At 68.2% G+C, this 26,388-nt stretch carries 27 protein-coding genes and 1 tRNA gene; 14 read left to right on the top strand and 14 right to left on the bottom strand.

What is annotated here, in order from left to right:
- Position 1: 1 nt before the first annotated feature.
- Both EAF64_RS00200 and EAF64_RS00195 read left to right on the top strand, forming a co-directional pair.
- The gene (locus EAF64_RS00200) at positions 2-1,630 is read left to right on the top strand and encodes a hypothetical protein (RefSeq protein ID WP_129066975.1); all 1,629 of its coding nucleotides are present in this window, start codon (positions 2-4) and stop codon (positions 1,628-1,630) included.
- Between the two features lie 55 nt (positions 1,631-1,685).
- Entirely contained in the window at positions 1,686-2,468 is a 783-nt protein-coding gene (locus tag EAF64_RS00195; protein WP_129066974.1) for a hypothetical protein, read from the top strand.
- Here the strand turns inward: EAF64_RS00195 and EAF64_RS20675 are convergent.
- Complete coding sequence (locus EAF64_RS20675; protein ID WP_193767518.1) at positions 2,465-3,625, bottom strand: LolA family protein; 1,161 nt, start codon at positions 3,623-3,625, stop codon at positions 2,465-2,467. The two genes, EAF64_RS00195 and EAF64_RS20675, sit on opposite strands and share 4 nt — an antisense overlap.
- A gap of 82 nt (positions 3,626-3,707) precedes the next feature.
- On the opposite strand from EAF64_RS20675, the gene EAF64_RS00190 reads away from it, so the two are divergent.
- From EAF64_RS00190 to EAF64_RS00180, 3 genes are all read left to right on the top strand, one after another.
- Positions 3,708-4,430, top strand: coding sequence for an ABC transporter ATP-binding protein (locus EAF64_RS00190; protein ID WP_129066973.1), 723 nt, complete (start codon positions 3,708-3,710; stop codon positions 4,428-4,430).
- Positions 4,430-5,686 carry an ABC transporter permease gene (locus EAF64_RS00185; RefSeq protein WP_129066972.1) on the top strand — a complete coding sequence of 419 codons (1,257 nt, stop codon included), beginning with the start codon at positions 4,430-4,432 and terminating at the stop codon, positions 5,684-5,686. Before EAF64_RS00190 ends, EAF64_RS00185 begins: the two co-directional genes overlap by 1 nt.
- A gap of 61 nt (positions 5,687-5,747) precedes the next feature.
- The gene (locus EAF64_RS00180) at positions 5,748-6,443 is read left to right on the top strand and encodes a cupin domain-containing protein (RefSeq protein WP_129066971.1); all 696 of its coding nucleotides are present in this window, start codon (positions 5,748-5,750) and stop codon (positions 6,441-6,443) included.
- 9 nt (positions 6,444-6,452) lie between these two features.
- On the opposite strand, the gene EAF64_RS21265 is transcribed toward EAF64_RS00180, so the two are convergent.
- From EAF64_RS21265 to EAF64_RS00150, 6 genes are all read right to left on the bottom strand, one after another.
- Positions 6,453-7,034 (bottom strand): hypothetical protein, encoded by a 582-nt coding sequence (locus tag EAF64_RS21265; protein WP_227738841.1) that lies wholly within the window; start codon positions 7,032-7,034, stop codon positions 6,453-6,455.
- Positions 7,035-7,122: 88 nt separating this feature from the next.
- Complete coding sequence (locus EAF64_RS00170; RefSeq protein WP_129066970.1) at positions 7,123-7,578, bottom strand: RDD family protein; 456 nt, start codon at positions 7,576-7,578, stop codon at positions 7,123-7,125.
- Positions 7,579-7,655: 77 nt separating this feature from the next.
- On the bottom strand, positions 7,656-9,008 hold the full coding sequence (locus EAF64_RS00165) for a hypothetical protein (RefSeq protein WP_129066969.1): 1,353 nt from the start codon (positions 9,006-9,008) through the stop codon (positions 7,656-7,658).
- 78 nt (positions 9,009-9,086) lie between these two features.
- A complete protein-coding gene (locus EAF64_RS00160; RefSeq protein ID WP_129066968.1) occupies positions 9,087-10,748 on the bottom strand; it encodes an ATP-binding protein in 1,662 nt (553 codons plus the stop codon).
- A complete protein-coding gene (locus EAF64_RS00155) occupies positions 10,748-12,382 on the bottom strand; it encodes a PAS domain S-box protein (protein WP_129066967.1) in 1,635 nt (544 codons plus the stop codon). The genes EAF64_RS00160 and EAF64_RS00155 overlap by 1 nt, the downstream gene beginning before the upstream one ends.
- Positions 12,383-12,455: 73 nt before the next feature.
- Positions 12,456-12,884: an ArsR/SmtB family transcription factor gene (locus EAF64_RS00150; protein ID WP_227738840.1), complete on the bottom strand. Its 429-nt coding sequence runs from the start codon at positions 12,882-12,884 to the stop codon at positions 12,456-12,458.
- 149 nt (positions 12,885-13,033) lie between these two features.
- Here EAF64_RS00150 and EAF64_RS00145 point away from each other — a divergent pair, with 149 nt between their 5' ends.
- The 4 genes from EAF64_RS00145 (at position 13,034) to EAF64_RS00130 (ending at position 17,118) form a co-directional block, all read left to right on the top strand.
- Entirely contained in the window at positions 13,034-13,615 is a 582-nt protein-coding gene (locus EAF64_RS00145) for a response regulator transcription factor (protein WP_129066966.1), read from the top strand.
- Between the two features lie 78 nt (positions 13,616-13,693).
- The gene (locus EAF64_RS00140) at positions 13,694-14,350 is read left to right on the top strand and encodes an AIM24 family protein (RefSeq protein WP_129066965.1); all 657 of its coding nucleotides are present in this window, start codon (positions 13,694-13,696) and stop codon (positions 14,348-14,350) included.
- 170 nt (positions 14,351-14,520) lie between these two features.
- Positions 14,521-15,540, top strand: coding sequence for a sensor histidine kinase (locus tag EAF64_RS00135; protein WP_129066964.1), 1,020 nt, complete (start codon positions 14,521-14,523; stop codon positions 15,538-15,540).
- A 48-nt stretch (positions 15,541-15,588) separates the two neighbouring features.
- Positions 15,589-17,118 carry a bacterio-opsin activator domain-containing protein gene (locus EAF64_RS00130; RefSeq protein ID WP_129066963.1) on the top strand — a complete coding sequence of 510 codons (1,530 nt, stop codon included), beginning with the start codon at positions 15,589-15,591 and terminating at the stop codon, positions 17,116-17,118.
- A 105-nt stretch (positions 17,119-17,223) separates the two neighbouring features.
- Here EAF64_RS00130 and EAF64_RS00125 read toward each other — a convergent pair whose 3' ends face one another.
- The 3 genes from EAF64_RS00125 to EAF64_RS00115 form a co-directional block, all read right to left on the bottom strand.
- Positions 17,224-17,472: a hypothetical protein gene (locus tag EAF64_RS00125; RefSeq protein ID WP_129066962.1), complete on the bottom strand. Its 249-nt coding sequence runs from the start codon at positions 17,470-17,472 to the stop codon at positions 17,224-17,226.
- A 172-nt stretch (positions 17,473-17,644) separates the two neighbouring features.
- On the bottom strand, positions 17,645-19,921 hold the full coding sequence (locus EAF64_RS00120; protein ID WP_129066961.1) for a CDC48 family AAA ATPase: 2,277 nt from the start codon (positions 19,919-19,921) through the stop codon (positions 17,645-17,647).
- Positions 19,918-20,157, bottom strand: a complete 240-nt coding sequence (locus tag EAF64_RS00115; RefSeq protein WP_129066960.1) for a DUF7127 family protein — start codon at positions 20,155-20,157, stop codon at positions 19,918-19,920. The genes EAF64_RS00120 and EAF64_RS00115 overlap by 4 nt, the downstream gene beginning before the upstream one ends.
- 159 nt (positions 20,158-20,316) lie before the next feature.
- On the opposite strand from EAF64_RS00115, the gene EAF64_RS00110 reads away from it, so the two are divergent.
- Positions 20,317-21,087 carry an alpha/beta fold hydrolase gene (locus tag EAF64_RS00110; RefSeq protein WP_129066959.1) on the top strand — a complete coding sequence of 257 codons (771 nt, stop codon included), beginning with the start codon at positions 20,317-20,319 and terminating at the stop codon, positions 21,085-21,087.
- Between the two features lie 129 nt (positions 21,088-21,216).
- Positions 21,217-21,888 (top strand): glycerophosphodiester phosphodiesterase, encoded by a 672-nt coding sequence (locus EAF64_RS00105; RefSeq protein ID WP_129066958.1) that lies wholly within the window; start codon positions 21,217-21,219, stop codon positions 21,886-21,888.
- A gap of 117 nt (positions 21,889-22,005) precedes the next feature.
- Here the strand turns inward: EAF64_RS00105 and panB are convergent, their stop codons facing one another.
- A complete protein-coding gene (panB, locus tag EAF64_RS00100) occupies positions 22,006-22,812 on the bottom strand; it encodes a 3-methyl-2-oxobutanoate hydroxymethyltransferase (protein WP_129066957.1) in 807 nt (268 codons plus the stop codon).
- 153 nt (positions 22,813-22,965) lie between these two features.
- Here panB and EAF64_RS00095 point away from each other — a divergent pair, with 153 nt between their 5' ends.
- Entirely contained in the window at positions 22,966-23,145 is a 180-nt protein-coding gene (locus EAF64_RS00095; RefSeq protein WP_129067873.1) for a DUF5822 domain-containing protein, read from the top strand.
- Here the strand turns inward: EAF64_RS00095 and EAF64_RS00090 are convergent.
- A complete protein-coding gene (locus EAF64_RS00090) occupies positions 23,142-23,672 on the bottom strand; it encodes an HAD family hydrolase (RefSeq protein WP_129067872.1) in 531 nt (176 codons plus the stop codon). The genes EAF64_RS00095 and EAF64_RS00090 overlap by 4 nt on opposite strands.
- A 146-nt stretch (positions 23,673-23,818) precedes the next feature.
- On the opposite strand from EAF64_RS00090, the gene EAF64_RS00085 reads away from it, so the two are divergent.
- Entirely contained in the window at positions 23,819-24,091 is a 273-nt protein-coding gene (locus EAF64_RS00085) for a hypothetical protein (RefSeq protein WP_129066956.1), read from the top strand.
- Here EAF64_RS00085 and EAF64_RS00080 read toward each other — a convergent pair.
- Positions 24,088-25,212, bottom strand: a complete 1,125-nt coding sequence (locus tag EAF64_RS00080; RefSeq protein ID WP_129066955.1) for an acyl-CoA dehydrogenase family protein — start codon at positions 25,210-25,212, stop codon at positions 24,088-24,090. The two genes, EAF64_RS00085 and EAF64_RS00080, sit on opposite strands and share 4 nt — an antisense overlap.
- Before the next feature lie 60 nt (positions 25,213-25,272).
- Complete coding sequence (locus EAF64_RS00075) at positions 25,273-25,773, bottom strand: helix-turn-helix domain-containing protein (RefSeq protein WP_129066954.1); 501 nt, start codon at positions 25,771-25,773, stop codon at positions 25,273-25,275.
- Positions 25,774-25,937: 164 nt separating this feature from the next.
- On the opposite strand from EAF64_RS00075, the gene EAF64_RS00070 reads away from it, so the two are divergent.
- A tRNA-Leu gene (locus EAF64_RS00070) sits at positions 25,938-26,022 on the top strand.
- The last annotated feature ends 366 nt before the right edge of the window (positions 26,023-26,388 follow it).

Genomic DNA, 26,388 nt, shown 5'->3' with positions numbered 1-26,388 from the left:
GATGGCAGGACAACTGGCGAGGGACCTCCGGCACGGAGTCCACATCGCGACCGTCGAGATACGCCGCAGCGTCCGGGCCGTCCTCGCCAGTCGCCGGCAACTCATGGGCATCGCGCTCCTGCTGGTGCTGTTCTCGCCGGTCCTGTTCTCCCTGTTGTCCGGGGGGTACGCGCTGGGCCTCAGGTTTCGGACCGGGACGGACCTGCCGGTCGTCGAACTGCTCCGGCCGCAGGTCGTGGCCTGGATCGGATCGCTCTCGATCGTGTTCGGTCTCCGGGCGCTCGAACGCGCCGGTGACGCCGACCACGCCGACCTGTTGTTGACGCTCGTGCGCCCTCGGGCGGTCGTCACGGGCCTCGTGCTCGCGGAGTACGTACGCGTCGTCGCCGTGTTCGGGAGCCCGATCGTGGCTGCGGTCGCGGCTTTCGCGCTGGGTGCTGGAACCCCTCTCATGATCCCGGTCGCCGTCGTCGGTGTCCTGCCCCTGCTCGCACTCGGGCTGACCGGCGGATTCACCCTCGGCTATCTCGTGCGCCTCGGGTACCGACGGCTGGGCTGGTCGAACCCATCGGGCGCGTGGGCGAGCCTCCTCGTCGCCGGGGCGATCATCGTCGGGGTGAACGTGTTCGCGCCATCGAACCCGGTCAGACTGTTGGAGGCACTCGCCCCGCTCGGGGCCGTCCCGGTCGGTCCGTACGCCGATCTGTTGCTCGTCGCATCGCCGGTGGCCGTCACCGTCGGCACGCCGTCGCTGGTCGCCGCCGGCATCGTCCTGGGGTCGATCCCGCTGCTGTTCGGGGCCACCTGGCAGCTGGCGCCGGTCGTCTGGTACGCCGATCCGGTCACGAGCGACGGGACCAGCGTCCGGGCGCGGCTCTCACGCGCGGCGATGCCCTCCGCCCTCGCCGGTCGCCGGGTCACCCGCCTCGTCTGGTGGCAGTGGGTCCGCGGTGTGCGTGCACCCGCCCAGTTCGTCCACCTGACCTACTTCCTGTTCATGGCCTTCCCCATCGCGCAACTGGCGGTCTCCAACCCGCGGTCGCCGATCATGCCAGTGTTCGTCGCCGTGCTCGGCGCGTTCCTCGCCGGCGGGACCTTCGGGCTGAACCCGCTGGGTGCCGAGGGATCGATGCTGCCAGCCGTTCTCACGACACCTTCGCCCGGCAGGACGCTGGTCCGCGCACGCATCCTCGCCGGCACCATTCTGTGGCTCCCGGTCACCCTGCTGGGCGTCGTGCTGACCGGCTGGTACAGCACCCTCGGGTCGGTGAATCTCGCGTACGTCCTCGTGTACGCGATCGTCCTCACGGGCTTCAGCAGTCTACTGGCGCTTGGGTTGGGGGCGTTCGCGCCGCGGTTCGAGGCCGTCCGCGCCTTCGGCGGTGTCGAGGCCCCGACGCCGACGACTGCCGCCCTGCTCGGCCACTCCTTCCTCACGACCGTCGTGGCCGTCGCCGGTATCGCGGCCGTCTTCGTCCCCGTCGTGATCGACGCCCCGCCGTTCGCCGGGGGGTCGGCGCAGCTGGTCCGGGCCGTCGGCTTCCTCGCGTGGGCCACCCTGCTCGCGCTCGCCGCCGCGGGCTGTTACCGCTACACCGTCGCCCGCCTGGACGGGTACACGTACGAGTGATCGTGTCAGCGGATCGAAATTACTTTGATCGGCCGTGGAGATCCACCGGCCACGGATGGCCGCCCGCTCTCTCACGCCCGCACGGCGAGACGCGCTCACCTGCGTGTTCGCGCTCGTGCTGTTGACGGCGCCGCTCTGGAGCCTCCCCCTGGACTTCGGCGAGCAGGTCCACGAGTACGAGCGCGCCGAGGTGACGGTCAACGGGAGTACCATCGAGTACGCGCCCGAACTGGAGGACACGCCGTATCAGGTTCCGATCAGTGACGAGATCGGTTGCTCGGCCTACGACGACCTTCGAGTCTGTGCCTTCGAGTCGTACCTTGCCACCAACCACACCGTTCCCACTGACTGGCAGGCGTCGCCCGAATCAGGTGAGTTTGCTGGCCCTGCCGACGAACGCTACCGTTACGCCCGGGTCGAGGGCAGAATCTACGAACCGATCTACACCACGACCCCTTCGCCCGAACCCGAGAATGCCTCCGATGGCTCCCTGGTTCGGATCTACCTCGATCTCGAACCCGTCGATCCACGAGAGACACTGGCGGCCGTCTCGGTCGATGCCGCGGACGTACCGCCGACGGTCCGCCGGGCTGCCTGGACCGGCTCGGCCAATCACACCGGGTCCGTCGAGGTTCCCGAAACGCCAGTCCGGACCAGCACCGGCTACTATCGGGTGTTCGAGGCGGGCGTGAACGAGCCATCGGTTCTCACCGGCTTCTTCGGCCTCCTGCTACGATTTTTCGCGCCGGTCGTCGGGCTCGGACTGCTCGTCGGACTCCGCGAGCGGTTCCAGTTACGACACGTCTCGAAAATGGACGAGCGAGGCGGTGAAAACTAGTCCGCCGCGATCAGCGGTCCAGCGATCTCGGCGAGTCGATCCTGTCCGAGCGAGCCGGCGACGCCGTAGGTCCGGCCGTCGGCCTCCCAGAACAGGACCGTCGTGTCGCCCCGCGAGACGACCGTGACGGTCTCGTTGCCGACCGCCAGCGACTCGCCGTCCGTGTCGAACCGGGAGAGCGGGTTCCGTTCGGACGCCACGACGACGAACTCGGCCGTCCCGTTACCGTAGACGCCGGTCACCGTCGCACGGTCGCCCTGCGAGCCGACGACGGCACTCTGGAGCTCGAAGCCGGCCGGCACTGCGGGCTCGGTGACGCTGAAGTCCACGGCCGCGTTCGCATCGGCGAGCGTGTCGTAGCTCGTCCGGTCGAACGCGCCCGACACGACCCGGCGGTCGGTCGGCGGCTGGAACGAGCTCTCGTGGATCGCCACGTCGAACCGGAACGACTCGAAGCGCATCGTCGTCGTCATCGTTCCCTCGTCCCCGGTCACGACGGCTTCGACCTTGTGGAGCCGGTAGTCGTCGGTGTCGACCCAGACTGTGAGGTTCGTCTCCTCGATCCGATCGAGTTCGTCACTGAGGTTGGCGTAGCGCTCGTCGTCGGGCAACTCCGTCGAGCCGGTGTATTCCACGTCGAGGACGTAGGTCTCCTCACCGTCGACGGTCGCCGTGCCACGGTTGGTCACCGACGTGTTCGCGTCGAGTTTCTCCACAGTCCTGGAGACGTTCACCTGTTCGAGCCGTTCGGACTGGCTGGCGTTGGGCGAGCGGACGACGGGCGGGCCGGCCGGGCCGTCGAGCCACATCACCGAGCCGTTCGTGGCGACTGTCGTGTTCGCTACGCGGTCGGGGGCGAGAACGTCCATCCGGTAGCCGTCCGGCGCGAGGTACTGGACCTGCGCGCGGGCCGATCGTTCGACCCGGTCGGTCTCGTTCTCGAAAGTTACGTCGACGGCGACGGTGCCGACGAAGCTGTCGGCGTCGGCGTACCGTTCCGCGGTGCGGTCGAGGACGTCCTCGCCGCTGGGCGCGGTCGTCGCGTCGGGCTGGACGGCCATGCCCACGGCGACGCCGGCCCCCAGCAGGACGGCGACGATGGCGGCCAGCCGGAGGGACAGTACCCCTCGGTCCGTATCACTGGCGGGAGGTGTCACGGAATTGCCTAGGGGAGAGAACCGCTTAACCCTTCGGCTGGTGCGCGTAGCGTTCAATTGTCTGGAGCCCCTGGTTCGGTCGATGACAGGCGACGTGGCCAGCGCCGAGCAGCCGGCCGTCGAACTCGACGCGGTGTCCCGCACGTACACCCGCGGCGAACCGGTCTACGCCCTCGACGACGTGTCGCTCACGCTCGCCCGAGGCTCCTACACCGCCGTCATGGGGCCCAGCGGGTCGGGCAAGAGTACCCTCCTCAACCTCGTGGGCTGTCTCGACACGCCGACGGCCGGGACCGTCAGCGTCGCCGGCGAGGACGTGACGGCGCTGTCGGCCGGCCAGCGCGCACGGGTCCGCGGACAGGAGGTCGGCTTCGTCTTCCAGACGTTCAACCTCATGCCGCGGCTGACCGCCGAAGAGAACGCCGCCCTCCCGCTGGTCTTCCAGGGCGCCGCGCGCGCCGAGCGCACGGAGCGAGCCCGGGACCTCCTCGACAGGGTCGGGCTGGGCGACCGCACCGACCACCGGCCGTCGGAACTCAGCGGAGGCCAGCGACAACGGGTCGCCATCGCCCGCGCGCTGGTGACCGATCCGGCCATCGTCCTCGCGGACGAACCCACCGGGAACGTGGACACCGAGACTGGCGAGCGGATCATGGCCCTGCTAGACGACCTCCACGCGGCCGGCAACACCATCCTGCTGGTCACCCACCAGCGATCCATCGCAGACCGGGCCGAACGCATCGTCAGGCTCCGCGACGGCGAGATCGAAGGGATCGACGCCGTGGACCCGACGGGGGCGGCCTGATGGACGCCGCCGAGAGCCTGCGGCTGGCGGTGCGGTCGATCCGCGGCCACAAACTCCGGGCGGCCCTGACCGCGCTGGGTATCGTCATCGGCATCGCGGCGGTCATCACCTTCGTCACGCTCGGGGCGAGCGTCAAGGCGGAAGTCGTCGGGCAGTTCGACGACTCGCCGGCCAATCGCGTCTTCCTCGTCGCCACGCCCAGCGACGACGGCGGCCCCCCCGCCGCGCTCTCCCAGCCCGTGTTCACCGAGCACGACGTGAGTCGGATCGGCGAGATCGAGGGGGTTGATCGGGTCGTCCCCCGCGGCACCATCGCCACGTCCGCGCTCACACACGGGGGTGAGACTGTCGCGAGAGACCAGGTGACCGCGACCACGCCCGCGCTGTTCGAGAGCGTCACGTTCCGCGAGGGAGACGCCTTCGCCGATGCGGGCTCGGGTGCGGCCTGCCCCGCCGAGATGGTCGTGACGCCCTCCGCGGCCGCGCTCTTCCCCGGTAATCTCTCGGTCGGTGATCAGGTGTCGATCACCCAGCGCGGGAACCGAACGCGGAACGTCACCGTCGTCGGCGTCCTCGGGGACGACGCCGGGCTGAACCCGCTCGCCGGCTTCGGCTCCCAGCCACGCTTCTACCTGCCCACCTGTGCCTACGACACCGTGGTCACGAGTCCGACCACGGGCACCCGACAGAACGTCTTCCCGCAGGTGACCGTCGTCGCCGCGAATCCCGGCGATACCGCCGCCGTCCAGGACCGCGTGCAGGACTACCTCGAGGCCGAGTCCGACGCCACACAGCTGGCTCCCGGGAGCTACGAGGTCAGCGCCCGGACGAACGAGGACATCGTCGAGCGCATCGAGAACGTCGTCGACCGGCTCACCCAGTTCGTCACCGGCATCGCCGTCATCTCCCTGCTCGTCGGCGCTATCGGCATCGCCAACATCATGCTCGTCTCGGTGCGCGAGCGAACCAAGGAGATCGGGATCATGAAAGCCGTCGGCGCGACCAACCGCGACGTCCTCCAGTTGTTCCTCGTCGAAGCGCTCCTGCTGGGCGTCGGCGGCGCACTGCTCGGCGTCCCCATCGGCGTCGCGGGCGGGTGGGTCGCCGTCACGTACGCGGAACTCCCCCTGACCCTCCCGCTGGTCTGGGTCGGGGCGGCCATCGGCATCGGACTGGTCGTCGGCGTCGTCTCCGGGCTCTACCCCGCCTGGAGCGCGGCCCGCGTCGACCCCATCGACGCGCTCCGCTACGAGTGACTGGCCGACACCGGGTTCGAGTACCGACACGCTTTCGACGGCGACGGGCGAGACGGAACCCGTGCCCTCCACAGTCACGCTCGGTCGAACCATCGACGAGCACGGCGACCCGATCCCCGACACCGGCATCGACGTCGACCCCGACGGTCCCATCGCGGACCGCCTGGCCGACCGCACCGGCCCCCTGATCTCGAATCCGCTCACCGGTGAGTGGGTGACGGAACTGGTCCCCGCCACGGAGACCGACGGCGAGACTGCGACCGGCCTCGGCGTCTTCGCCGCCGGCAACGACGGGCCGCCGGAACACTACCACGTCGGCTACGAGGAATCGTTCGAGGTGATCCGCGGCGAGTTCCACTTCGAGGTCGACGGCGACGTTCGACACGCGACCGCGGGCGACGAACTCACCGTCCCTCCGGAGGTTCCACACAGTTTCCGGAACGTCGGCGAGGAAATAGGCGCGACGGTGACGACGACCCGCCCCGCCGGACAGACGCAGGACGTGATCACGACGCTGTACGGCCTCGCCCACGAAGGCAAGTTAGACGAGGACGCCGAGCCCGGGCTCCTGCAGGGGCTGGCGATGACCGCCGCGACCAGCGACGACACGGTATTCACCTCGCCGCCGCCGGCGGTCACGGTCCCCATGGCGAAAGTCCTCGGGCCCGTCGCGAACGCGCTGGGCTACCAGGCGACCTACCCGAAGTATCTATCCGAACTGTTCTGGAACAACCACGTCGAACAGCCCACACTCTGAGCGGCTGGACTACTGGCTCGTGACCGCGGGAAATTCGAGGTCGAGCTGGCCGTCGAGCGTGTAATCGCTCGCCAGTACGCCCCCGCCACCGAGTTCGATGGTCGTCGCGATCGAGAGCGGTCCCGAAGCCTCGGGATGTGGCCTGACGAGCAGAGTCAGCGTGCTGATCGTCTCGTCGGCGAGATCGTCGAGGTCGGAAATCCCGATCAGCTGGCCCTGTCCCCTGTCCGGTACCGAGAGTGTCACCTCGGGCGGCGGGGAACTGTCGCCCGAAACCGGCGACTCGACCGCCACCGTCGCGGGGGCGTCCCGCGGTGGCATCCAGACCCTGAGCGTGATCGACTCGACCCTGGTTCCGTCCCGGTGATAGATCTCGATTGGCAGTTCGACAGTCTCCCCGGAGACGCGACCGTCGACGCCGAACGTCGCCACTTCCTCGCCGTCCGCGGTGAAACCGAGATGCTTCCGCCGATCCGACTCGCCACCGACCGTGGGATCGGAGAGCGTCTGTGCCCTCCCCAGTGCGCTGCACCCAGCCGTCGCGACGACGCCGGCACTCCCTGCGACACCGAGCAACGTTCGTCTGTCCATAGCCGATCCGAAGCAGCCTCCGGGGAAACCACCACCGGATAGTCAACTGAACGTTCGAGTCACGGTCGCTTCGAGGGCCAGCGCTCAACTAGGACCGGACGACGGCGGTGCCGGCCATCCGGTCTCCGAGCCGTCGCTGGCCGTCGGAGACGACGACTGCGCCGATCCCGACGAGGTAAAACAGGGGCAACCAGTCGACGAGTCGGAGGACGTTACGCCCCAGGACCGCGCCGAGTGACGGCACGGTTCCGTCGTCCGCGACCACCCGGATGCTCACGAGGTACTTGCCGAGCGTCTTGCCGTACCGCCACTCGGCCAGCGTGTGGTAGCCGATGGCGAGCGCGAGACAGAGCCCCAGCGCGATGGCGGCGGGCGTTCCGGTGAGATCCGTCTCGACCCCGCTCGCAGTAGTTACCGTCTGACCGGAGACCGCACCCACGGCCGAGACGGCGATCATGAAGAGGGCGATCCAGACGACCGAGTCGATAGCCATCGCGACGCCGCGGATGCCGACGCCGCACCGCTCCGAGTCGAGTGCTTCCATGTTTGCCCCGTCGAGCGGGGAGATCAATAACCCGAACGCAGCGTCTCACGGCGGGAAACACCGGCGGCCCCGGTCGATCAGGGGAACTTCTCCCGGGCTATCGTCCCGGTGGTGCCGTCGACGGTGGCGGTGACGGCGACTTCGTCCCCTTCGGGGTCGATGTAGACGTAGAAATAGAGTCCCTCCTGGGGTGTCGTCGTCGAGCCTTCCCATCCCGATTCGAGCGCCCGCATCGTCACCTTGTCCACCGCCATATCGGCGGTGAGTCCGACCTTGACCTTGCGGTCGCCGTCGTAGCTGAACTCGACTGCATCTTCGGGCACGGCCTCGGCGACTTCGGGCGGGGGATCGCCCGACGGCACTTCGGTCTCCGGGGTCGCGGGCGTCTTCGAAGGCTGGCTGAAATCGACGTCGAGCACACGACTGGTGTACGTCCCGGTCGCGGAGAGTCGTCTCTCACCGCCCGTGAACGACGTGTCGCCGCTCGACGTCCCCAGTTCGGACTGCAGGCGGTCTCTCCCCGATCCGTCGAGTCCGGCGTCTTGCACGGCCAGTTCGGCGGTGATCTCGTCCTCGTCCGGCGCGAAGTCCACGGCGCCGAGTACGTGATCGCGGTCCGTCAGCAGGTCGTTCGCGATCACGCCGTCCGTGTCGCCGAACATGTATTCGCTCGGGTCGACCGACCCATTCCAACCGGCCACGAGGTCACCCCGGCCCCCTTCGTCGACCAGCCACTCGAAGGTCCCGTCCTCGTCGACGGCGAGGCTGCCGTCGCCGCGTTGGGCGTCGACGGCCGCTTCCAGTTCCTCGCGCGTGTTCGCGACCACCACACTCGACTCGCCGAGGGCCGTGACGCCGTCGAAATCGTCGACGGTCGGCTCGTAGATCGTGAACCCACGGTAGTCGCCGCTGGGCTCGAACGGCATCCGGCCGATGAGGTCGTCCGTCCCCTCCCGAAGACTCTCGTCGGCCTCGCTCTCGTCGATCTCGCCGACGCCCACGGCGACCCCGTCGGCCACGAACAGTTCGTCGACGATTTCCTCCGGCTTCTCCGGGTCGACGAGGTAGCCGAGGCCGCCGGCGGCGATCCCGATGGCGGCTCCGGCGATCAGCCGGCCTCCGACTTGGAGCGGCCAGCCGAGCAGGGGGTCGTCGATTCCGTCCAACCCCGAGAGCTCCGGGACGAACTCGGCGGCTTCGCCGCCGTCTCGCGACGGGAGGAGGAGGGGGAGCAGTCGGTCGGCCCGCGGGGAGTCCCGCGTGACGCGGAAGTCGATGTACCCGACGAGGAGTCCCTCGTCGCTCGGCGGGATCCAGTCGGCGTAGCCCGGGTAGTCACCGCCGCCGAGACCGAAACAGCCGCCGAGCGCGGCCGCCACGGCCCCGGCACCGAGCCCCAGGAACTGACGGCGACCACACGACGATACCACTGACGGAGCGCTGTAGGGACGAGTCATCTGTCGGGGAGGGCGTTTGTCCGACATCGTTCGGAAGAGTGTTAAAGCGTGTCATTCGTGTTCGCGTACGGCTCCGAGGTCGGGGAGGTGGACGGTGACGGTGCTGCCGCGAGGCTCGCGGTCACCGAAGGACAGCCGGCCACCGAGGCGGGTCACACCCCACGAGACGAGCCAGAGGCCGACGCCTGTACCGTGCATGCCGGCAGTCTCCTCGCCTTCGAGCAGGACGGCCCGTTCGTGTTCGGGGATGCCGGGACCGGAATCGTGAACTGCGAGCGCCCCGCCCTCCCCGCTCGGCTTGACGGCGACGACCACCGGATCGTCCGCCGTGTGTTCGAGCGAGTTCGTTACCAGTTCTTCGAGGACCAGCCCCACGATCTCCGGATCGGATCGTATCTCGACGGTGTCGTCGGGGGAGTCGACGGTGACTCGCTCGCCGCCGGTCCGATCGGCGACCGATTCGGCGACAGCCGACAGATCGCAGCGCTCCCGTCGCGGCGTCGGATCGGACACGAGCCGTTCGGAGCGCTCGATGGCCGACGAGAGGTCGACGAGTCCGTGCGCGAGCGTCTCGATCCGCTCGAAGTACCGTTCCGTCTCGGCGGATTCGAGCTCCTCGTCCCGGACCGTCTCGGCGAACCCACGGATCGCGTCGAGGTCGTTGCGGAGGTTGTGACGCGTGATCCGGTTGAGGACCTGCAGTCGCTGTTCGCGGGTCTTCCGGTCGGTCACGTCCCGGAACCGATAGGCGTACCCGAGGACGGTCCCGGTCCCGTCGTCGATGGCGCTTCGGTCGACGAGGAACTCTCGACGACCGCCGGCAGTCCGGATCGTGAGCGGACCGGACAGGTCGGTCTCGTCGTCGACGCCCGCGACCGTCTCCAGCGACTGCTTCCGGAGCCGCGTCCGATCGACCGCGAACGTCTCGGCGGCGGCATCGTTCAGGTCCAGCAGGCGGTTCTCACGGTCGACGACCGCGACGGGTGATGCCACCGTGTCGAGCACCGTCTCCCGCGCGAGGTGGCCGGCGGTCGCCCCCGTCTCGAACAGGCCACCGGCCAGTTCTACTGCGGCGAAGAGCCCGGCCACGAGACAGAGTTGCAGGAAGGCCACCCGTACCGTCGCTCCCGGCGCGAACAGCCGACCGAAGCCGACCGTCAACGGGAGGAGCGTGATGCCGAGGCCCGCGACGGTGAAGACACTCGCACGCGGGAGCGACAGGTCGTCGTAGACCGTCGCAGATCGGGCGATCAGGACGACCCCGAGTAATCCGAGCGAGAACACCGAGACCTGCAGGAAGAAGGTGGCCAGGTACGATACCCGCCCCACCGTCCCCAGCGGAACCCGGCCGATCTCGTGGAGCCAGGTGGCGGCCGTACTGGCGACGGTGAGACAGCCGAGTGCGACCAGCCCTGCCCAGCGCGTCGTGGTGAGTACCGGCCCCCGACCGGTATACTCGAAGACGAACCCGATCCAGAGCAGGGACGTGAACGCGTACCCACCGAGGAGGAGCGCCTCGACGGTCACCGTCGACCCGGCCGGCACGATTCCGGTCTGCCACAGCGACACCGCGACGGCCAGCGTGCCCAGCAGACAGGTGAGGACCGCGAACGGGACTGCCCCCGGCCGATCGCGGTGCCAGGCGGTCCGGACGACCCCCGCGACGCAGACGCCCGCGACCGCGACGCCACCGAGTATCCAGCCGGCGTCCATCAGCGGTCACCTCCCGAGCCGTCCGCGGCCGGGAACCGCGTCGTCACTCGCCGTCGGTCCCCGTCCCGCGTCACCGAGACCGACCCGCCGGCCCCTTCGACCGCGAGTCGAACGACTGGAATCGTCACTTCGTCGCTCCGGGTCGCATCCGACCGCTCTCCCGACGCCGCCGGGTCGGCGCTGACCCGGACCGTCGGCGGCTCCACCGTGCCCTCGACCGTCACACGCCCCGGGGCGCGTTCGAGAGCGTCCTCGACGACGAGTTTCACTACCGCCTCGAAGAGTCCCGGCGAGAGATCGGACGAGAACGGTTCGTCCGGCACCTCGACGACCGGTTCGGCGGCGTCGCCGTCCGATCCGCCGTCGACGGCCCGCTCGACGGCCTCGCGTATCCGAGGCCGCAGATCCGTGTCGCTGGCGGTTCCTTCGCCGTCGGCGATGGCCTGCTCGACCTCGCGTGCGTGTGCGACGAGCGTCGTGAGGTCGGTCGCTCGCGACCAGACGCGGTCGGCCACCGCGGTCGCGTCTGCTGTCGCGGTTCCGTCGGTGACGGCGGCGGCGTCCCCGGCTACGTCGACCATACGGTCGTCGACGACGTCCGCGACGAACCGGGAGAGCAGGGTCAGCTGCTCCTCTCTGGTCCGGCGCTCGGTCACGTCCGTGCAGAGCAGGACCGTTCCAAACGACCGATCGTGTCGGTCGCTCACCGGCGTCCCGGTCACCGCGACGGCAGCGCCCTGGGTCTCGACCAGGATCGGCTCTCGGGCCGCGATGGCATCGTCCGGATCGACCCGCTGGTCAAGGACCGCCGACACCGACTCGCCGGCGACTTCCGCACGGGAGACGCCGAACAGACGTTCCGCGGCGGGGTTCAGATCCTGGACTGTTCCAGTCCGGTCCGTGACGACGACGCCGTCGGTCAGTTCGTCCACGACGCGGTCACGGCCGGCGACGCGCGCGGCCGGGAGCGTCTCGAAGATCGGGTACCGCCACACCGGGAAGAGCAACGACCCGCTGGCGAGTGCCAGCGACGCGGGATAGAGGACGGGACGAGCGAACACCTGTGCGACGTGCACGCCAGACAGCAGGACGACGACCCCGCCGGACAACAACAGTGGCTCCCGGACGGGGAAGGCGTTCGCGCCGACCGAAGCCCACAGCAACAGGAAGATCCCGATCGTCACCAGAAAGCCCACGAGCAGATATCCCACCGTGAGTACGTCGACCAGCGCGATGGAGGGCCCGGCGGTCGCGGCCCGGACGGCGACGGCGACGCTCCCCAGCGAGAGCAGAGCCACACCTGCCGCGACGACCCGGAGCGACCGAGTGTCGCGGCCGGTGTACCGGAACGCGAACAGCGACCAGAGGCCCCCAGCGACGACGCTCGTGGCGGCACCGAAGACGACCCAGCGCAGGTCGCCTGGCTCCGGCCCGGTCAGGACGGGGACCACGTTCGGCCCGCCCGGGGCCACCACGAGGAGGTGACACAGACTCCCGGCGAACAGCGCCAGTGCGACGCCGAGAAGCGAGCGCGCGGTCGCCTCGTCGCGGCGCGGCCACAGCGAGGCCGCGAGTGCACCGGCGACCACGACTGCCATGCTACCGACTGCGAGGCGGCCGGCGCTGGCGGTCATCGGCCTCGCCGCCCCTGTCGCGTCGGTCGAACACACTCCCGGTTCCGTGGCACCGTATCGATCTTCCAGCCGTCTAATCGTCCGCCGGCGCGCGAGCGGGTACTCGATCCCGGGCGCGTGTGCCGTCGGTGTCGACGGTAACCTCGAATCCCTCTTCCCCGAACGTGACGGAAAAAGTATCGATCACCGCGTGGTAGCGCTTGTGGTGGTGTCCGTCGTCGGGATCGAGGTGGTACTCGGTCTCGACGAGGCCCAGTTCGGCCAGGTCGTTGAGACGACGGAACGCCGTCGCCCGGGAGACACCGGTCGCGTCCGCGACCGCCGCACCGCTGCGCGGACGGTCGAGAACCGCCTCCAGAACCGCTCGGGTGTACTCGTCGCCGAGCAGTTCGAGCAGTTCGTCGGGGGACAGGTCCGCAGTCCCAGGCATGGTCGCGTCATCGTCGTTCCGTTCGGTCCGTACGCCACCGTTCGTTCCGTACTGCCGCGTGTCTCCGGTCATCGTGTATCGACAGAAACGCGCCAGCGTGCTATCGATCGATGCTAGCTATACAGACGGGCGACCGTCGCACCCTCTAGTAATACAGACGCCGTTCCTGTCGAGCAGAACGACAGGCGTTATGACCGTGACCGAACAATAGCAGAACCGAAATGGGTGACGGGACCGACGAGGACTGCCCGCGGGCGCTGGTCGTCGACGACGAGCGGGAAGTCGCCGACGCGTACGCACTCCGGTTGCGCGGCCTGTGCGAGGTCGAGACGGCCTACGGGGGTGAAGAGGCGTTGCGGGCCGTCGAGGATCGGGAACTCGACGTGGTTCTTCTGGACCGGCACATGCCGGGGCTGTCGGGCGACGAGGTGCTCGACCGATTCGACGAGGGCGACTTCGACGGCCGGGTGATCATGGTCACCGCGATCGACCCGGATTTCGGTGTCCTCGATATGCCGTTCGACGACTACCTCTGCAAGCCGGTCGACCGCGAGGACGTGCAGGCGGCGGTCACCCACCAGTGTACGGTGCTCGGCTACGAGGTTCTCGGCGACTACTTTGCCGTCGAGTCGAAGCGCCGAGTCATCGAGGCCGAACTCTCGGCCGAAGAGCGCGAGTCCCACGACGAGTTCCAGGCGACGAAAGCGAGAGCCGATCGGCTGGAGCGACGCGCCAGGCGCCTCCTGGGCGACGAGGCGGACGCGCTCGACGAGTTCGAGGCTATCGGCCGTGAGGGCGAATGATCGACCGCGACCAGTCGCCGTTTCTCGCCCGGAAACGTCGCCCCCCGTTTATTATCTTCGCGGCGGCGAGACGATACCATGGACGTCGACCAGTTCAAATCCGAACACGCACCGACCGACTCGGACGAACGGTTCCAGCGCGAGAACAGCTACACACTCGACGCGGCCGTCGACGGATCACTGCTGGCCAAGGCTGGCGCGATGATCGCCTACACGGGCGATCTCTCCTTCACCGGGCAGGCCTCGGCCGAGGGTGGCATCACCGGCTTTCTCAAGGAGGCCGCGACCGGCGAGGGAACGCCGGTGATGACCGTCGAGGGCGAGGGACAGGTCTACCTGGCCGACCGGGAGAAGAAGGTGCAGATACTCGAACTCGACGCCGACGAGTCGGTCACCGTCAACGGCGAGGACGTGCTGGCCTTCGAGTCGGAGCTGGACTACGAGATCAGTACCATCGACAGCCTCGCGGGTTCGTTCGCCGGCGGGTTCACGAACGTCCACCTCGAAGGTCCCGGCTACGTGGCGCTGACGACTCACGGAGACCCGCTCGTGATGGAGCCCCCGGTCACGACCGATCCGAGCGCCACCGTCGCCTGGAGCGGGACCACGCCCGACGTTTCGGTCAACACCAACCTCTCGGACATGGTCGGGCAGGAGTCGGGCGAACGCTTCCAGATGGAGTTCACAGGCACCGCCGGATTCGTCGTCGTCCAGCCCTACGAGGAACACGCCTGATAGGGCCCGCGAGACACTCTCCCGCTCCATCACCGTCCGCCCATCTGCATCGGGCGGCTCTGTATGCCTAGCGACACCGACTAAAACGACCCCGCCTGTAACACCACAACGTCAATGTTCGCCGAGACACCGACCGCCGCGCCGTCGCCCGCGACGGGGGACGCGAACGCATGACTGGGGACCGAACGGACACGGACCCGATCCGGATCGAGCGATGGCCCGATCCCGCCTGCCGGTTCGGTTTCGAGGATAGTACGGCGATCGTTCGCGCCGTGAACGCCCCGTTCGAGGCCGCCTTCGGGGGGGCGACGGTCGGCGACCCGGTGGCCGCCGTGATGGCCGACCTCGGCGTCACTCTCGTGTCGGCCGACAGCTTCGAGGCGGTCCTGTCCGGCGAATCGCCCGTCCGGGTCCGGACCAGCGGGACCGGCGGAGCGGAGCGATACGTCGCGAGGACCGTCCCACCAGCGCCGGACGGCGACGGGGCTCTCGTGTTCGTGGCGATTCCCGAGGCGGGGGGCAACACATCGGTAGCCATCGACGTGGACCACGTGGCGAGCGTGGTCAGTCACGATCTCCGGAACCCGCTCGACGTGGCGACGGCCCGGCTCCGGGCCGGACGCGAGACCGGCGAGGACGAACACTTCGAGCGGGTCGCCGATGCACACGAGCGCATGGAGCGGATCATCCGGGACGTGCTGACCCTGGCCCGGGGTGAGGACGTGGTCGATCCGGACGAGTCGGTTTCTCTCGGCGAGGTCGCCGAAGTCGCGTGGGGGACCGTCGAGACCGACGACGCCACGCTCTCCATAGACGGCCCGCTCCCGACGACGACCGCCGACGCCGATCGGGTCGGCCGACTCTTCGAGAACCTCTTTCGAAATGCAGTGGAACACGGCTCCGCGCACCCCGACACGGACACCGAGACCGTGGACGGCACCGTCACCGTGACGGTCGGCCCCCTCGACGGCGACCGGACCGGTTTCTACGTCGAAGACGACGGCCCCGGGATCACGGAGGCGGACCGCGAGCGCGTCTTCGAGCCGGGGTACAGCACCGACGACCACGGCACCGGGCTGGGGCTTGCAATCGTCGCCCGCATCGCCGCCCTCCACGGCTGGTCGATCGAAGCCAGCGAGTCTGCACCGGGTGGAGTGCGATTCGCGGTGACCGGGATCGAGCCGGAGTGACGCCGTGAGTCTGAAGTATCGCTGCTCGGAACCGGAGAGGCGAGGGACATGAACGACCGAGCCCGGAACGCGCCGATCGGGATGCTCGACCTCACACCCGACGGGACCGTTCGGGACCTGAACCCTGTCGCCCGCGAGTTGCTGGACCTGGGCGCGACCGACGCGGCCGGCGAGTCCATCGACACGGTGTTCCCCGAGTCCGTCGAGGCACGGGTGCCGGGAGCCTTCGAGACGCCGCCCGAGCGCGAGCGGTCGTTCGACGCCTACTATCCCGACCTCGACCGCTGGCTCGACGTGTCCCTCGTCCCGGATGGAGACACCGTCTACCTCTACCTGCGCGACCGGACCGAGCAACGCCGGACAGAGCGACAGCTAGCAGACGCCCGCGAAGACGTAGACCGGCTGACGGTCACGAGCGAACTGATAGCGGACGTGCTGGGGGAACTGGTGGCGGCCTCGACCCGGGCGGAGATCGCGGAGACGATCTGTGCGCAACTGGGCGAGACGGCCCTCTACGAGTTCGCCTGGGTGGGCGAACGCGCCGTCGGGAGCGACGACCTCGTGATGCGCGCGGCGGCGGGGGTGGACAACCGGACGCTCGACCGCATCGCGGACGAACTCGACGGTGACGGCCGCGTGCCCGAACGGCGGGCCATCGAGAGCGGCGAGCCCGAAACCGTCCAGTCGCTCGGCGAGGCAGACGCCGTTGCCGAACCGATCCGACGGGCGGCCTTCGCCGACGGCGTGCAGTCGCTGCTCGCCGTTCCGCTGACCGGCGGCGAGAGCGTCCACGGCGTGGTCGGCGTCTACGCGTCCGACCGGGACGCGTTCTCCGAACGCGAGCGACGCAACTTCGGCACCGTCGGCGAGATGGCCGGGTTCGCGGTCACCGCCGCCCGAAACCGCTCGCTGCTGTCGGCCGACAGGGTCGTCGAACTGACGTTCTCACTGACCGACTCCGAAGCGCCGCTGGTCGCGGCCGCGGAAGAAACGGAGACGACGCTGTCCGTGACCGGTCTGATTCCAGACGGCGACCGGCTCGTCTGCTATCTCGACGCCGAGGGCGACGCGCCCCGTACAGTCGAGCACGCGCTCGATGGCGAGGCAGTCCTCGGGACACGCGTCGTCGCAGCGGGTGAGGCGGGCGGGTCGCTCGAGCTGATTCTCGACGATTCGACGCCACTCGGGCAACTCGTGGGCCAGGGCGCGACGTTGCGGACGGCGACCTACGATGCGGGCGAGGGTCGCATCGTCGTCGAGTTGCCGCCGGCAGCCGACGTCCGTCGAATCGCGGACGCGTTCACACGAGTCCACCACGCGACTGTCGTCGCGAAACGCGAGCGCCGGCGCGAGGCGACGACCGTCGGTGAGTTCCGGGACGCGCTCGGCGACCGACTCACCGACCGCCAGGAGAACGTCCTCCGGACCGCCTTCTTCGCCGACTACTTCGAGTCACCGCGCGGCAGTACCGCCGAAGAGGTCGCCGAAGCACTGGGGATCACCGGCCCCACACTCCTGCACCACCTCCGGGCCGGCCAGCGGAAGCTCCTGGACGAGTTCTTCGAGACGACCGACTGATTCTCCGTCGAAGTTGTCCGGGGCCGCTGTCCCGATACAGCTGGTGTGAATGCGTGATACTGACCGATGTGCCCGTCGTGAGTGGAACCTGCCCCTTCGCAGGCGTCAGAAGGCGACGACGAGCACGACGAAAAACGCCAGTCCGACGAGCAGCGAGACGAGACCGTATCCCGCCCAGATGAGCCGCCTGGTCCGTGTCTGCTCGACGGAGACGAGTCCCAGATCGGCACCCCAGTCCGTCGGCGGACGAAGGTCCTCGTGGGAGCCGGTGCGTGACAGACAGAGCAAAAACAGCCCGATAGACGATGCAGCGGTGCCGAGTGCGGCCGTAACGAGCCAGTCGGCCGAGACCATGCGGTAACTCGACAGCGCACCAACAAAAACAGGATGCTCCAGACGCCCGTTACACTGAGCACCAGCATCCGGCGGCGAAGCCGCCGGTTCACAGCTCGCGCTCCGCGCGAGCGGCTCGTTTAACGTAGATCCTTCGCGGGCTGGGTCAGCGACCCACCCCGCAAAAAAGGTACTATTGGAAGGTCCGGCTGACCGTGTCTTCCTCGACGGCGGGCTCGGCCGTGTCGAAGCGCTCTTCGATCTCGTCGTAGCGCTCGCGGGTCTCGTCGTCGACGCTGGGGCCGACTTCGTCGAGCGCGTTCTCGAAGTGCGCCATCGTCACGCGAACGTTACCCACGCTCTCACCGACCTCCTCCGGGGAGACGCTGTCGATGAACTCCCGGGAGGCGGCCATGGAGGCCTCGCGAGTCAGTGCCTCGATGTCGGCACCGACGTAGCCCTCCGTTTTGCGGGCCAGCTTGTCCAGATCCACGTCGTCGGCCAGGGGCTTGTTACGAGTGTGGACATCGAGGATCTTCCGGCGGCCGTCCTCGTCGGGGACGGGGACGTGGACGTGGCGGTCCAGCCGCCCCGGGCGGAGCAGCGCCGAGTCGATCAGGTCCGGCCGGTTGGAGGTCGCGATGACGACCACGTCCTCCAGGGCCTCGATCCCGTCGAGTTCGGTCAGCAACTGGGAGACGACGCGCTCGCCGACGCCCGAGTCGCTGGCGTGGCGGCCGCGTTCGCCCGCGATCGAGTCGATCTCGTCGAAGAAGATCACGGTCGGTGCGTTCGACCGCGCCTTCTCGAAGATCTCGCGGACGCCCTTCTCGGACTCGCCCACGAACTTGTTCAGCAGTTCGGGACCCTTGACCGAGATGAAGTTGGACTGGGCCTCGTTGGCGACGGCCTTCGCGAGCAGGGTCTTCCCCGTGCCCGGCGGCCCGTACATGAGGACGCCCTTGGCGGCCTGCATGTCCATCGTCTCGAACACCTCGGGGTACTCCAGCGGCCACTGGATGGTCTCGCGGAGCCGTTCCTTGGTGTCGCCGAGGCCGCCCACGTCCTCCCAGGTGATGTCGGGCACTTCGACGAACACCTCGCGGAGCGCGGAGGGTTCGATCCCCTTCAGCGCGTCCTTGAAGTCACTCTCGGAGACCTGCAACCGGTCGAGCACTTCGGCGTCGATCTGGTCGGACTCCAGATCGAGTTCCGGCCGGATGCGCCGGAGCGCGTTCATCGCCGACTCCTTGGTCAGCGATTCGAGGTCCGCGCCGACGAACCCGTGAGTGTTCTCGGCGTACTGGTCGAGGTCGATTCCCTCGGCCAGGGGCATCCCGCGGGTGTGGACCTGCAGGATCTCCTTGCGGCCGTCCTTGTCCGGGACGCCGATCTCGATCTCGCGGTCGAAGCGGCCGCCACGGCGCAGCGCCGGGTCGATGCTGTCGACCCGGTTGGTCGCCCCGATGACGACCACGTCGTTGCGCTCGTCGAGGCCGTCCATCAGCGAGAGCAACTGGGCGACGACCCGGCGCTCGACGTCGCCGGAGGTCTCGCCGCGCTTGGGCGCGATGGAGTCGATCTCGTCGATGAAGACGATGGCCGGGGAGTTCTCCTCGGCCTCCTCGAAGACCTCACGGAGTTGCTCCTCGGACTCACCGTAGTACTTCGACATGATCTCGGGGCCCGAGATGTTCGTGAAGTACGCGTCGATCTCGTTGGCGACGGCTTTCGCCATCAGCGTCTTCCCCGTGCCCGGTGGCCCGTGGAGGAGGACGCCCTTCGGCGGTTCGATGCCGAGTTGCTGGAACAGTTCCGGGTGACGCATCGGGAGTTCGATCATCTCCCGGACCTGTTCGAGTTCCTCGTCGAGGCCGCCGATGTCCTCGTAAGTGACGTTGGGCGTCTCCTGGCTCGCGGCACCGCCGGCACCGGCTTCGCCGGCGATCTGCTCGGCGGGCTTCTCGCTCACCTGGATGTCCGTCGAGTCGGTGACCACGACCGTCCCGGACGGGTCGGTCTCGGCGATCTTCAGCGGGATCTTCTGACCCGACATCGAGGACAGCGGACCCAGGCCGAGCGAGAACGGCACCGTCTGCCCCGTCGTAACGGCCTGACCGGAGAGCTTGTTTCGGATGTGCGGGCCGACGTTACCCCGGACCCGGAGGTTCTGCGGGAGCGCGACCGTGATGGAGGTCGCGGGCTGGACGTCCGCGTCTTCGACCTCGACGGAGTCGTCGATCCCGACGTTGGCTTCCTGGCGGAGCTGGCCGTCGATCCGCACGACGCCCTTGCCCTCGTCCTCGGGGTAGCCGGGCCAGACGCGGGCGACCGCGCGGCCGCTGTTCTTGCCCTCGATGACGATGTAGTCGCCGTTCTCGACGCCCATCTCGGACATGGCCGCGCGGTCGATGGCCGCGAGTCCGCGACCCGCGTCCTTCTGTTTCAGGGGCTTGACGGTGAGTCTCATGCGTTCACCTCGACAGTGAGGACGCCGTTTTTGATAAACGCTTGCGCGTTCTCGCCGTCCCCGATATCGAACTCGTACTGCTCGTCGTCCGCGACGACGATGGCCGTGTCACCGACCACGTCCACGCTCGCCTCCCGACCGACACCGACGTCCGCGACGAACACGACCGCACCGTCGGCGTACTCGCGACGACCGACGGGGCCTTCCGCCTCTCTGAACTGCTCTTGACCGTTCATACTAACTCTAAGTTAGTCGCTTTAGTATATAAATGTTTTGCCGCCAAACCGGCAAACGGCGTCGGGTCGGCTGCTGAGCGGCTGTGTTGCGGTTCAGGCTGTCGGGCCGTTCACGGGTCCGCGCCGGGATTTAAACCCCTGTCGGGACAAGGGGCTCCTATGGCGACGGTGACACACGACGGTCGCGAGACGGCCTACTGGAGCGACGAGTCGACGGACGACCCGGTCGTCCTGTTCGTCCACGGCAGTGGACAGCGCCACGACGTGTGGCGCGAACAGACCGGCAGAGACGGCTACAGCGCCGTCACCGTGGACCTCAGCGGCCACGGCGAGTCCGAGGACGTGGATACCGCGGCCGGCCCGGAGACGATGGCGGCCTACGTCGATGACGTGGCGGCCGTGGCCCGCGAGGTGGACGCGGACGTGATCGCCGGGCACTCGCTGGGGGGGGCCGTCGTCCAGACGCTGATCCTCGACGGCGCCTACGACCCGGAGGCCGTCGTCCTCGCGGGCACGGGCGCGAAACTCGGCATCGGCGAGGACGTTGGCGCGCTGCTGGGCGACGACGTGGAACCGATCCTCCAGTTCATGCGGTCGGCGAACGTCCTCTTCGAGGACACCGACCACCCGGCTGCGGGCCCGACGGACGACCTCATGCGGGAGGTCGGCATCGAAATGCTGCGACGCGATCTCTCGACCTGTGACACCTTCGACGTGCGCGACCGACTGGACGAGATCACCGTGCCGGCGCTCTGTATCGTCGGCGACAACGACTCGCTGACGCCGCCGACGTTCTCGGAGTACCTCGTCGAGAACCTCCCTGATGCCGAGTACGCCGAGGTCCCCGGGACGAGTCACATGGCGATGCTGGAGAATTTCGAAGCGTTCAACGAGGGCCTGGACGCGTTCCTGGCGGATCGGGTCCGTTGAAGCGGGCGAACAGTCGCGAGTTCGCCCGATTGACACGGTGGATGCGTTCAGTAAACGAGGCTAGTGCCGACCGATGGCTCGACGACTTGGCCGGAACAAATTTGCCGCTCGCTGGCGGACGGTGTACTGATGCGGCTCGTTGCCCACCGCGGTTTCGACGAGCAATACTCCGCGAACACGGTCGCGGCCATCGAAGGTGCGATTCCACGTGCAGACATGATCGAACTCGATATTCGCCGGTGTGCGTCGGGTGAACTCGTCGTCGCACACGACGCTCTCGTGGACATCGACCTCGACGGCATCGATCAGGTAGATGAGTTGACTGCGTCCGAACTCGCCGCGCTCGACGCCCACAACGGCGAAGGTATCCAGACCCTCGGTGCTGTCCTCGACTCCATCCCCGCCGACGTGGGCGTCAATCTCGAACTGAAGGACCCAGAAATAACCGAACAGGCCCTCTCGATGGCCGAATCGACGCCGCACGAAGTCATTATTTCGTCGTTCGATCCCGAGGCACTTCGTGGTGTCCACCCCGAGACGCGTGCGGACGTGGAACTGGCATACGTGCTCGGAGTGACACCGAACGACGACCTCGCGGTCGCAAAGAATCTCGACTGTGGGTACGTACATCCGAACGCGTGGCTGTGTCTGTTGACCGGTGTCGTCGACGACGCTCACGACGCTGGACTGGGGGTCAACGCGTGGACCGTCGACTCCAGACCCGGGGCCTGGGCGCTCGAACGGCGTGGCGTCGACGGCCTCATCGCCAGTTCTCCCCACGTGACAGGCTGGATCGAATGAGAGAGACGGGCGACGGCCGGCCGGCTCCGAATCCGCATCGAATGCCGTTTGGCTCGGTCCAGTACGAGCCCGGAGACCGACCACTAGGTGAATCCCGATACTGGCCCGTGGTCGGTCTCAGTACACGTCGTCGACCTCGTCCTCGTAGTGGCTGTGTTCCTCGGCCGGGAATTCGCCGTTCTCGACGGCCGACGTGTAGCCGTCGATGGCCTCGCGCATCTCGGAGCGCACGTCGCCGAAAGCCTTCGAGAAGGGGGCCACGTCCTCGCTCAGCCCGATCACCTCGTCGACGGTGAGGACCTGGCCGTCACACTCCGGGCCGGCACCGATGCCGATGGTGGGGATGTCGATGGCCTCGGTGACGGCCGCGCCGACGTTGGCCGGGACGTGTTCGAGGACGAGCGAGAACGCGCCCGCGTCCTCGTGGCGCTCGGCCAGGTCGATAATCCGCCTGGCGGCATCCTCGTCGGTCGCCTGCCGGAAGAGGCCGGTTTCGTTCTCGCGCTGGGGAGTCAGCCCGAGGTGCGCCTGCACGGGCACGCCGATCTGTGCGAGCCGGCGAGTCAACTCGACGGTGTGGGGGCCGGACTCGAGTTTCACCCCGTCGGCGTCGGCTTCCTTGAGCATCCGGCCGCAGTTCTCGACGGCCTCGTCTTCGTCGGCGCCGAAGGATAGAAACGGCATATCGGCGATCAACATGGCGTCCTCGGTGGCGCGCGCGACGGCGGCGGTGGCGCTCTCGATCTCCTCGACCGTGACCGGGAGCGTCGACTCGTAGCCCAGCCGGAGGTTCCCGATGGAATCGCCCACCAGAATAATGTCGACGCCGGCCGCGTCGACCAGTTCGGCCGTCGGGGCGTCGTAGGCTGTCAGCATCGTGAGCGGCTCCTCGCCCGCTTTCTCCCGGATGTCCTTCGCTCGCATACCTCCGAGTCGGTCGCCCGGGGTGGTAAACGTGTCTGAAAAGACGGGACCGACAGACGCATATTCCGACCGTCCCCAGCCGGTGGTGTGGCACCGATCGACCGCGAACCGGCCGAGACGACCGATCCCGACGGTGTCGACTACGGCTGGGTGATGCAGGTCACCTTCGTCACGACCATCGTCGTCGGCGCGCCGCTGGTGGCCCTGCTCGCGATCGTCGTCGAACTCCAGACCTGGGCCGCCCGCGCGAACTTCGCCGTCCGGGTCGGCGCTATCGTCTGGTTCTGTACCGCCGTCGCGGTCTATCTCTACGCCCGCCGCCAGCAGACCTAGATCTCGAACTCGCGGACGTACACGTAGTCCGTGCCCGCTCGACGCGCCGTCTCTTCGTCGCGCTCGGAGTCGCCGACGAACAGCGTCGACTCCGGCGCGACCCCCAGCCCTTCGACGGTCGCCAGCAGCGGTTCCGGGTGGGGCTTCTCGGTCGCCACGGAGTCACGACCGACGATCACGTCGACGCACCCATCGAGTCCGTAGGTCTCCAGCGCGATCCGGCAGGCCGACTCCGAATTCAGCGAGCAGACGCCGATCGGCCGGTCGGCGGGGACCGTCCGCGCCGGCGGAAGTCGACGCGACGTGCGCGCCCCTTCGCGCTCGAACTCCGCGATGGTCTCGTCGACGAGCCGGCGATACCCCGCCGCCTCGGACAGTTCGAGCAGCGTCCAGAGGTCCGCGCCGTCCACGTCGACACCGCGGGTGCGCAGGACCGCGGCGACCTCGTGATGCACTTCTTCCCAGTCCACGTCGAGGTGGACCAGCGTCCCGTCGAGGTCGTAGACCAGCGCGTCGTACTCCTGAATCACGGTCTGCGGTAGGACCGGCCCGAAAATAGCCCCTTCGGTGGACCAGTCGGCCCGTCGACCCCGGACGTTTTGGTCCGTTCACACGAACCGAAGAGTCGACCGGCACGAACGAGTCCGACGCGACCGTCCTCCGGATCCGGTTCGTGTGTGAGGTTGCCCTCCTCTGGGCGCTGTTCGGACTCGTCGCGGCCACGTTGGTCGGCATCGACACGCCGGCCTCGCCGTACAGCCGGACGCTCAGGCTGGGGGCGCTCGGATTCCTGGCCGTCGAACTGCTGATCCCACTGTGGGTGTTTCTCGACCTGCGCGGCCGGGAAGAGGTCGGTGAAATCTGGTCGCACGTCTCGGCGATGCCCGTCGTCAACGTCTTCGGTCTGCTCGGGTACGTCGAAGCCCGTAATCGACAACGCGACTAGGACAGCTCCTCGGCGATGACGCGCTTCTGGATTTCGGTCGTCCCCTCGTAGATGGTCGTCACTTTGGCGTCCCGGTAGAACCGCTCCACGTCGAAATCTTTGGTATACCCGTACCCGCCGTGGATCTGGACGGCCTCGTTGGTCACGTCTACTGCCCCTTCGCTGGCGAAGTACTTCGCCATGCTCGCCGCGCCGCGCACGCTCTCACCCGCGTCCGCACGGCTGGCGGCGTCGAGCGTCAACAGCCGACCGGCCTGCACTGTCGTGTGCATCTCTGCGAGTTTGTGCTGGATGGCCTGGAACTCGGAGATCGGCTGGCCGAACTGCTCGCGCTCGTTTGCGTACTCGATCGCGGCGTCGAGCGCGGCCTGTCCGAGGCCGACCGACTGGGCGGCGATGCCGATGCGCCCGCCGGTCAGAATGGACAGCGCCGCCGAGAGCCCGCGGCCTTCCTCGGTCAGCCGGTACTCCGCGGGAATCCGCGCGCCGTCGAATTCGAGCGTCGTCGTGTCGCTCGCTCGCAGTCCCAGTTTGTCCTCCCGCCTCCCGACGGAGAGTCCGTCGGTGTCTTTCGGGACGAGAAACTGCGTGACGCTTCCGGGGTCGTCGCGGTCGGTCTTGGCGAACAGGACGACGACGCCCGACCGCTCGCCGTTGGTGATCCACTGTTTGGTGCCGTCGACGACGTACTCGTCGCCGTCGCGGCGCGCTTCCGTCGTCATCTCGGCGGGGTTCGAACCCGCCTGGGGTTCCGAGAGCGCGAACGCGCCGACGGGTCGCCCGTCGACCATCTCCGGGAGCCACGCCTCGTGGAGCGATTCGTCGCCGAACTCGCGGATGCAGGAGGTCGCGAGACAGTGGACCGAGAGGGCAGTCGCCACCGCGAGCGCGCCGTAGGCGACGGCCTCGTTGACGACGGCGTACGTCACGCGGTCGGCGTCGAAGCCGCCGTACTCCTCGGGCACCGTGAGTCCGGTCAGGTCGAGGTCGGCCAGTCCGTCCCAGACGCCTTCGGGGAACTCGCCGGTCTCGTCGGCCTCGCGGGCGACCGGCTGTATTTCGGCCTCGGCGAACTCCCGGACCGTGTCGCGGATGGCTTCCTGTTCGGGCGAGAGGTGCATGCCGCCATCAGGTGGGCGCAGCACAAAAACGGACGGGGCCGCCGGACCGGGTCAGGTCGGTCAGGATTCGGCGAGTTCCACGTCGAGTCGGTCCTCGAGTTTGGAGATGACGGAGCCGCCGACGCCGGCCTGGGTGGCACGGCCCTGTTCGACGGCCAGCAGGTCGGCCTGGTCGATGCCGACTTCGTCGGCGAGTTCTTCGAGCTGGAGGCCGGCGTCCTGGCGTGCGGCGGTGAGTCGTTTGCCGTAGTCGGTGACCAGGTAGGGTAACTGGTCGTCCTCGTAATCTGTGCCTTCCTCTTCCCAGTGAGTCGGGTCGCCCTTGCGCGCGTCGTCCATGCGGGCGGCGTTCTGGGCCGCGCGGCGCTTGCGGTCGCTGTCGCTTCTGCTGCCGTCGTCGGAACTCTCGCTCGTGTCGTCCCCGTGCTGTGCGCAGTCCGCGCAGACCTCGAGTTGGGCCCCGGCGACGTTCGCCGTGCGGAGGTCCTCGTCCTCCGCGCCGCAGAGTTCGCAGCTCCCGCCGGCGTTTCCGCCCGCGCCGCCGGTCGAGTATTTCGCCATACGAGCGGTAATAGCTGCCCCGTATTTGAAAGGTCCGTTTCCGACACCACTGTCACCCAGGCACCGTGTCGGGACCGCGACCCGATCGGACCCGTTCGCCGTCGGCAAACGAAAGCCCTTTTATCCGGCCACGGATACCGATGGAGTGCAGACAGACACACAGTGCGTGGGTAGCCAAGCCAGGCCAACGGCGCAGCGTTGAGGGCGCTGTCCCGTAGGGGTCCGCCGGTTCAAATCCGGTCCCACGCACTCAACTGCGGGCGATGCCCGCACCCTTCGGCGGCGATGCCGCCGATACGAGTGCAGGTGCACTCCCCTTGGGACTGCATCCACGCATATTCCTTTCCGGTGCAAACCCGCGAGCAACAGGAACGGCTCTACGATCTAGCTCGCCGCCGGCACAGCGTCGAGGGCGCTGTCTCGTAGGGGTCCGCCGGTGAGCGGTCGGCTCGCCGACCGCGAACGTCGTCACGAGCGAAGCGAAGTGACGGAAGTTCAAATCCGGTCCCACGCACTCAACTGCGGGCGATGCCCGCACCCTTCGGCGGCGATGCCGCCGATACGAGTGCAGGTGCACTCCCCTTGGGACTGCATCCACGCATATTCCTTTCCGAC

This window comes from Halorientalis pallida (genome assembly GCF_004118325.1).
Taxonomy (GTDB): Archaea; Halobacteriota; Halobacteria; order Halobacteriales; family Haloarculaceae; genus Halorientalis; species Halorientalis pallida.
The sequence above is the reverse complement of the archived record's forward strand: the minus strand, read 5'-3'. Positions and strand labels throughout refer to the sequence as shown.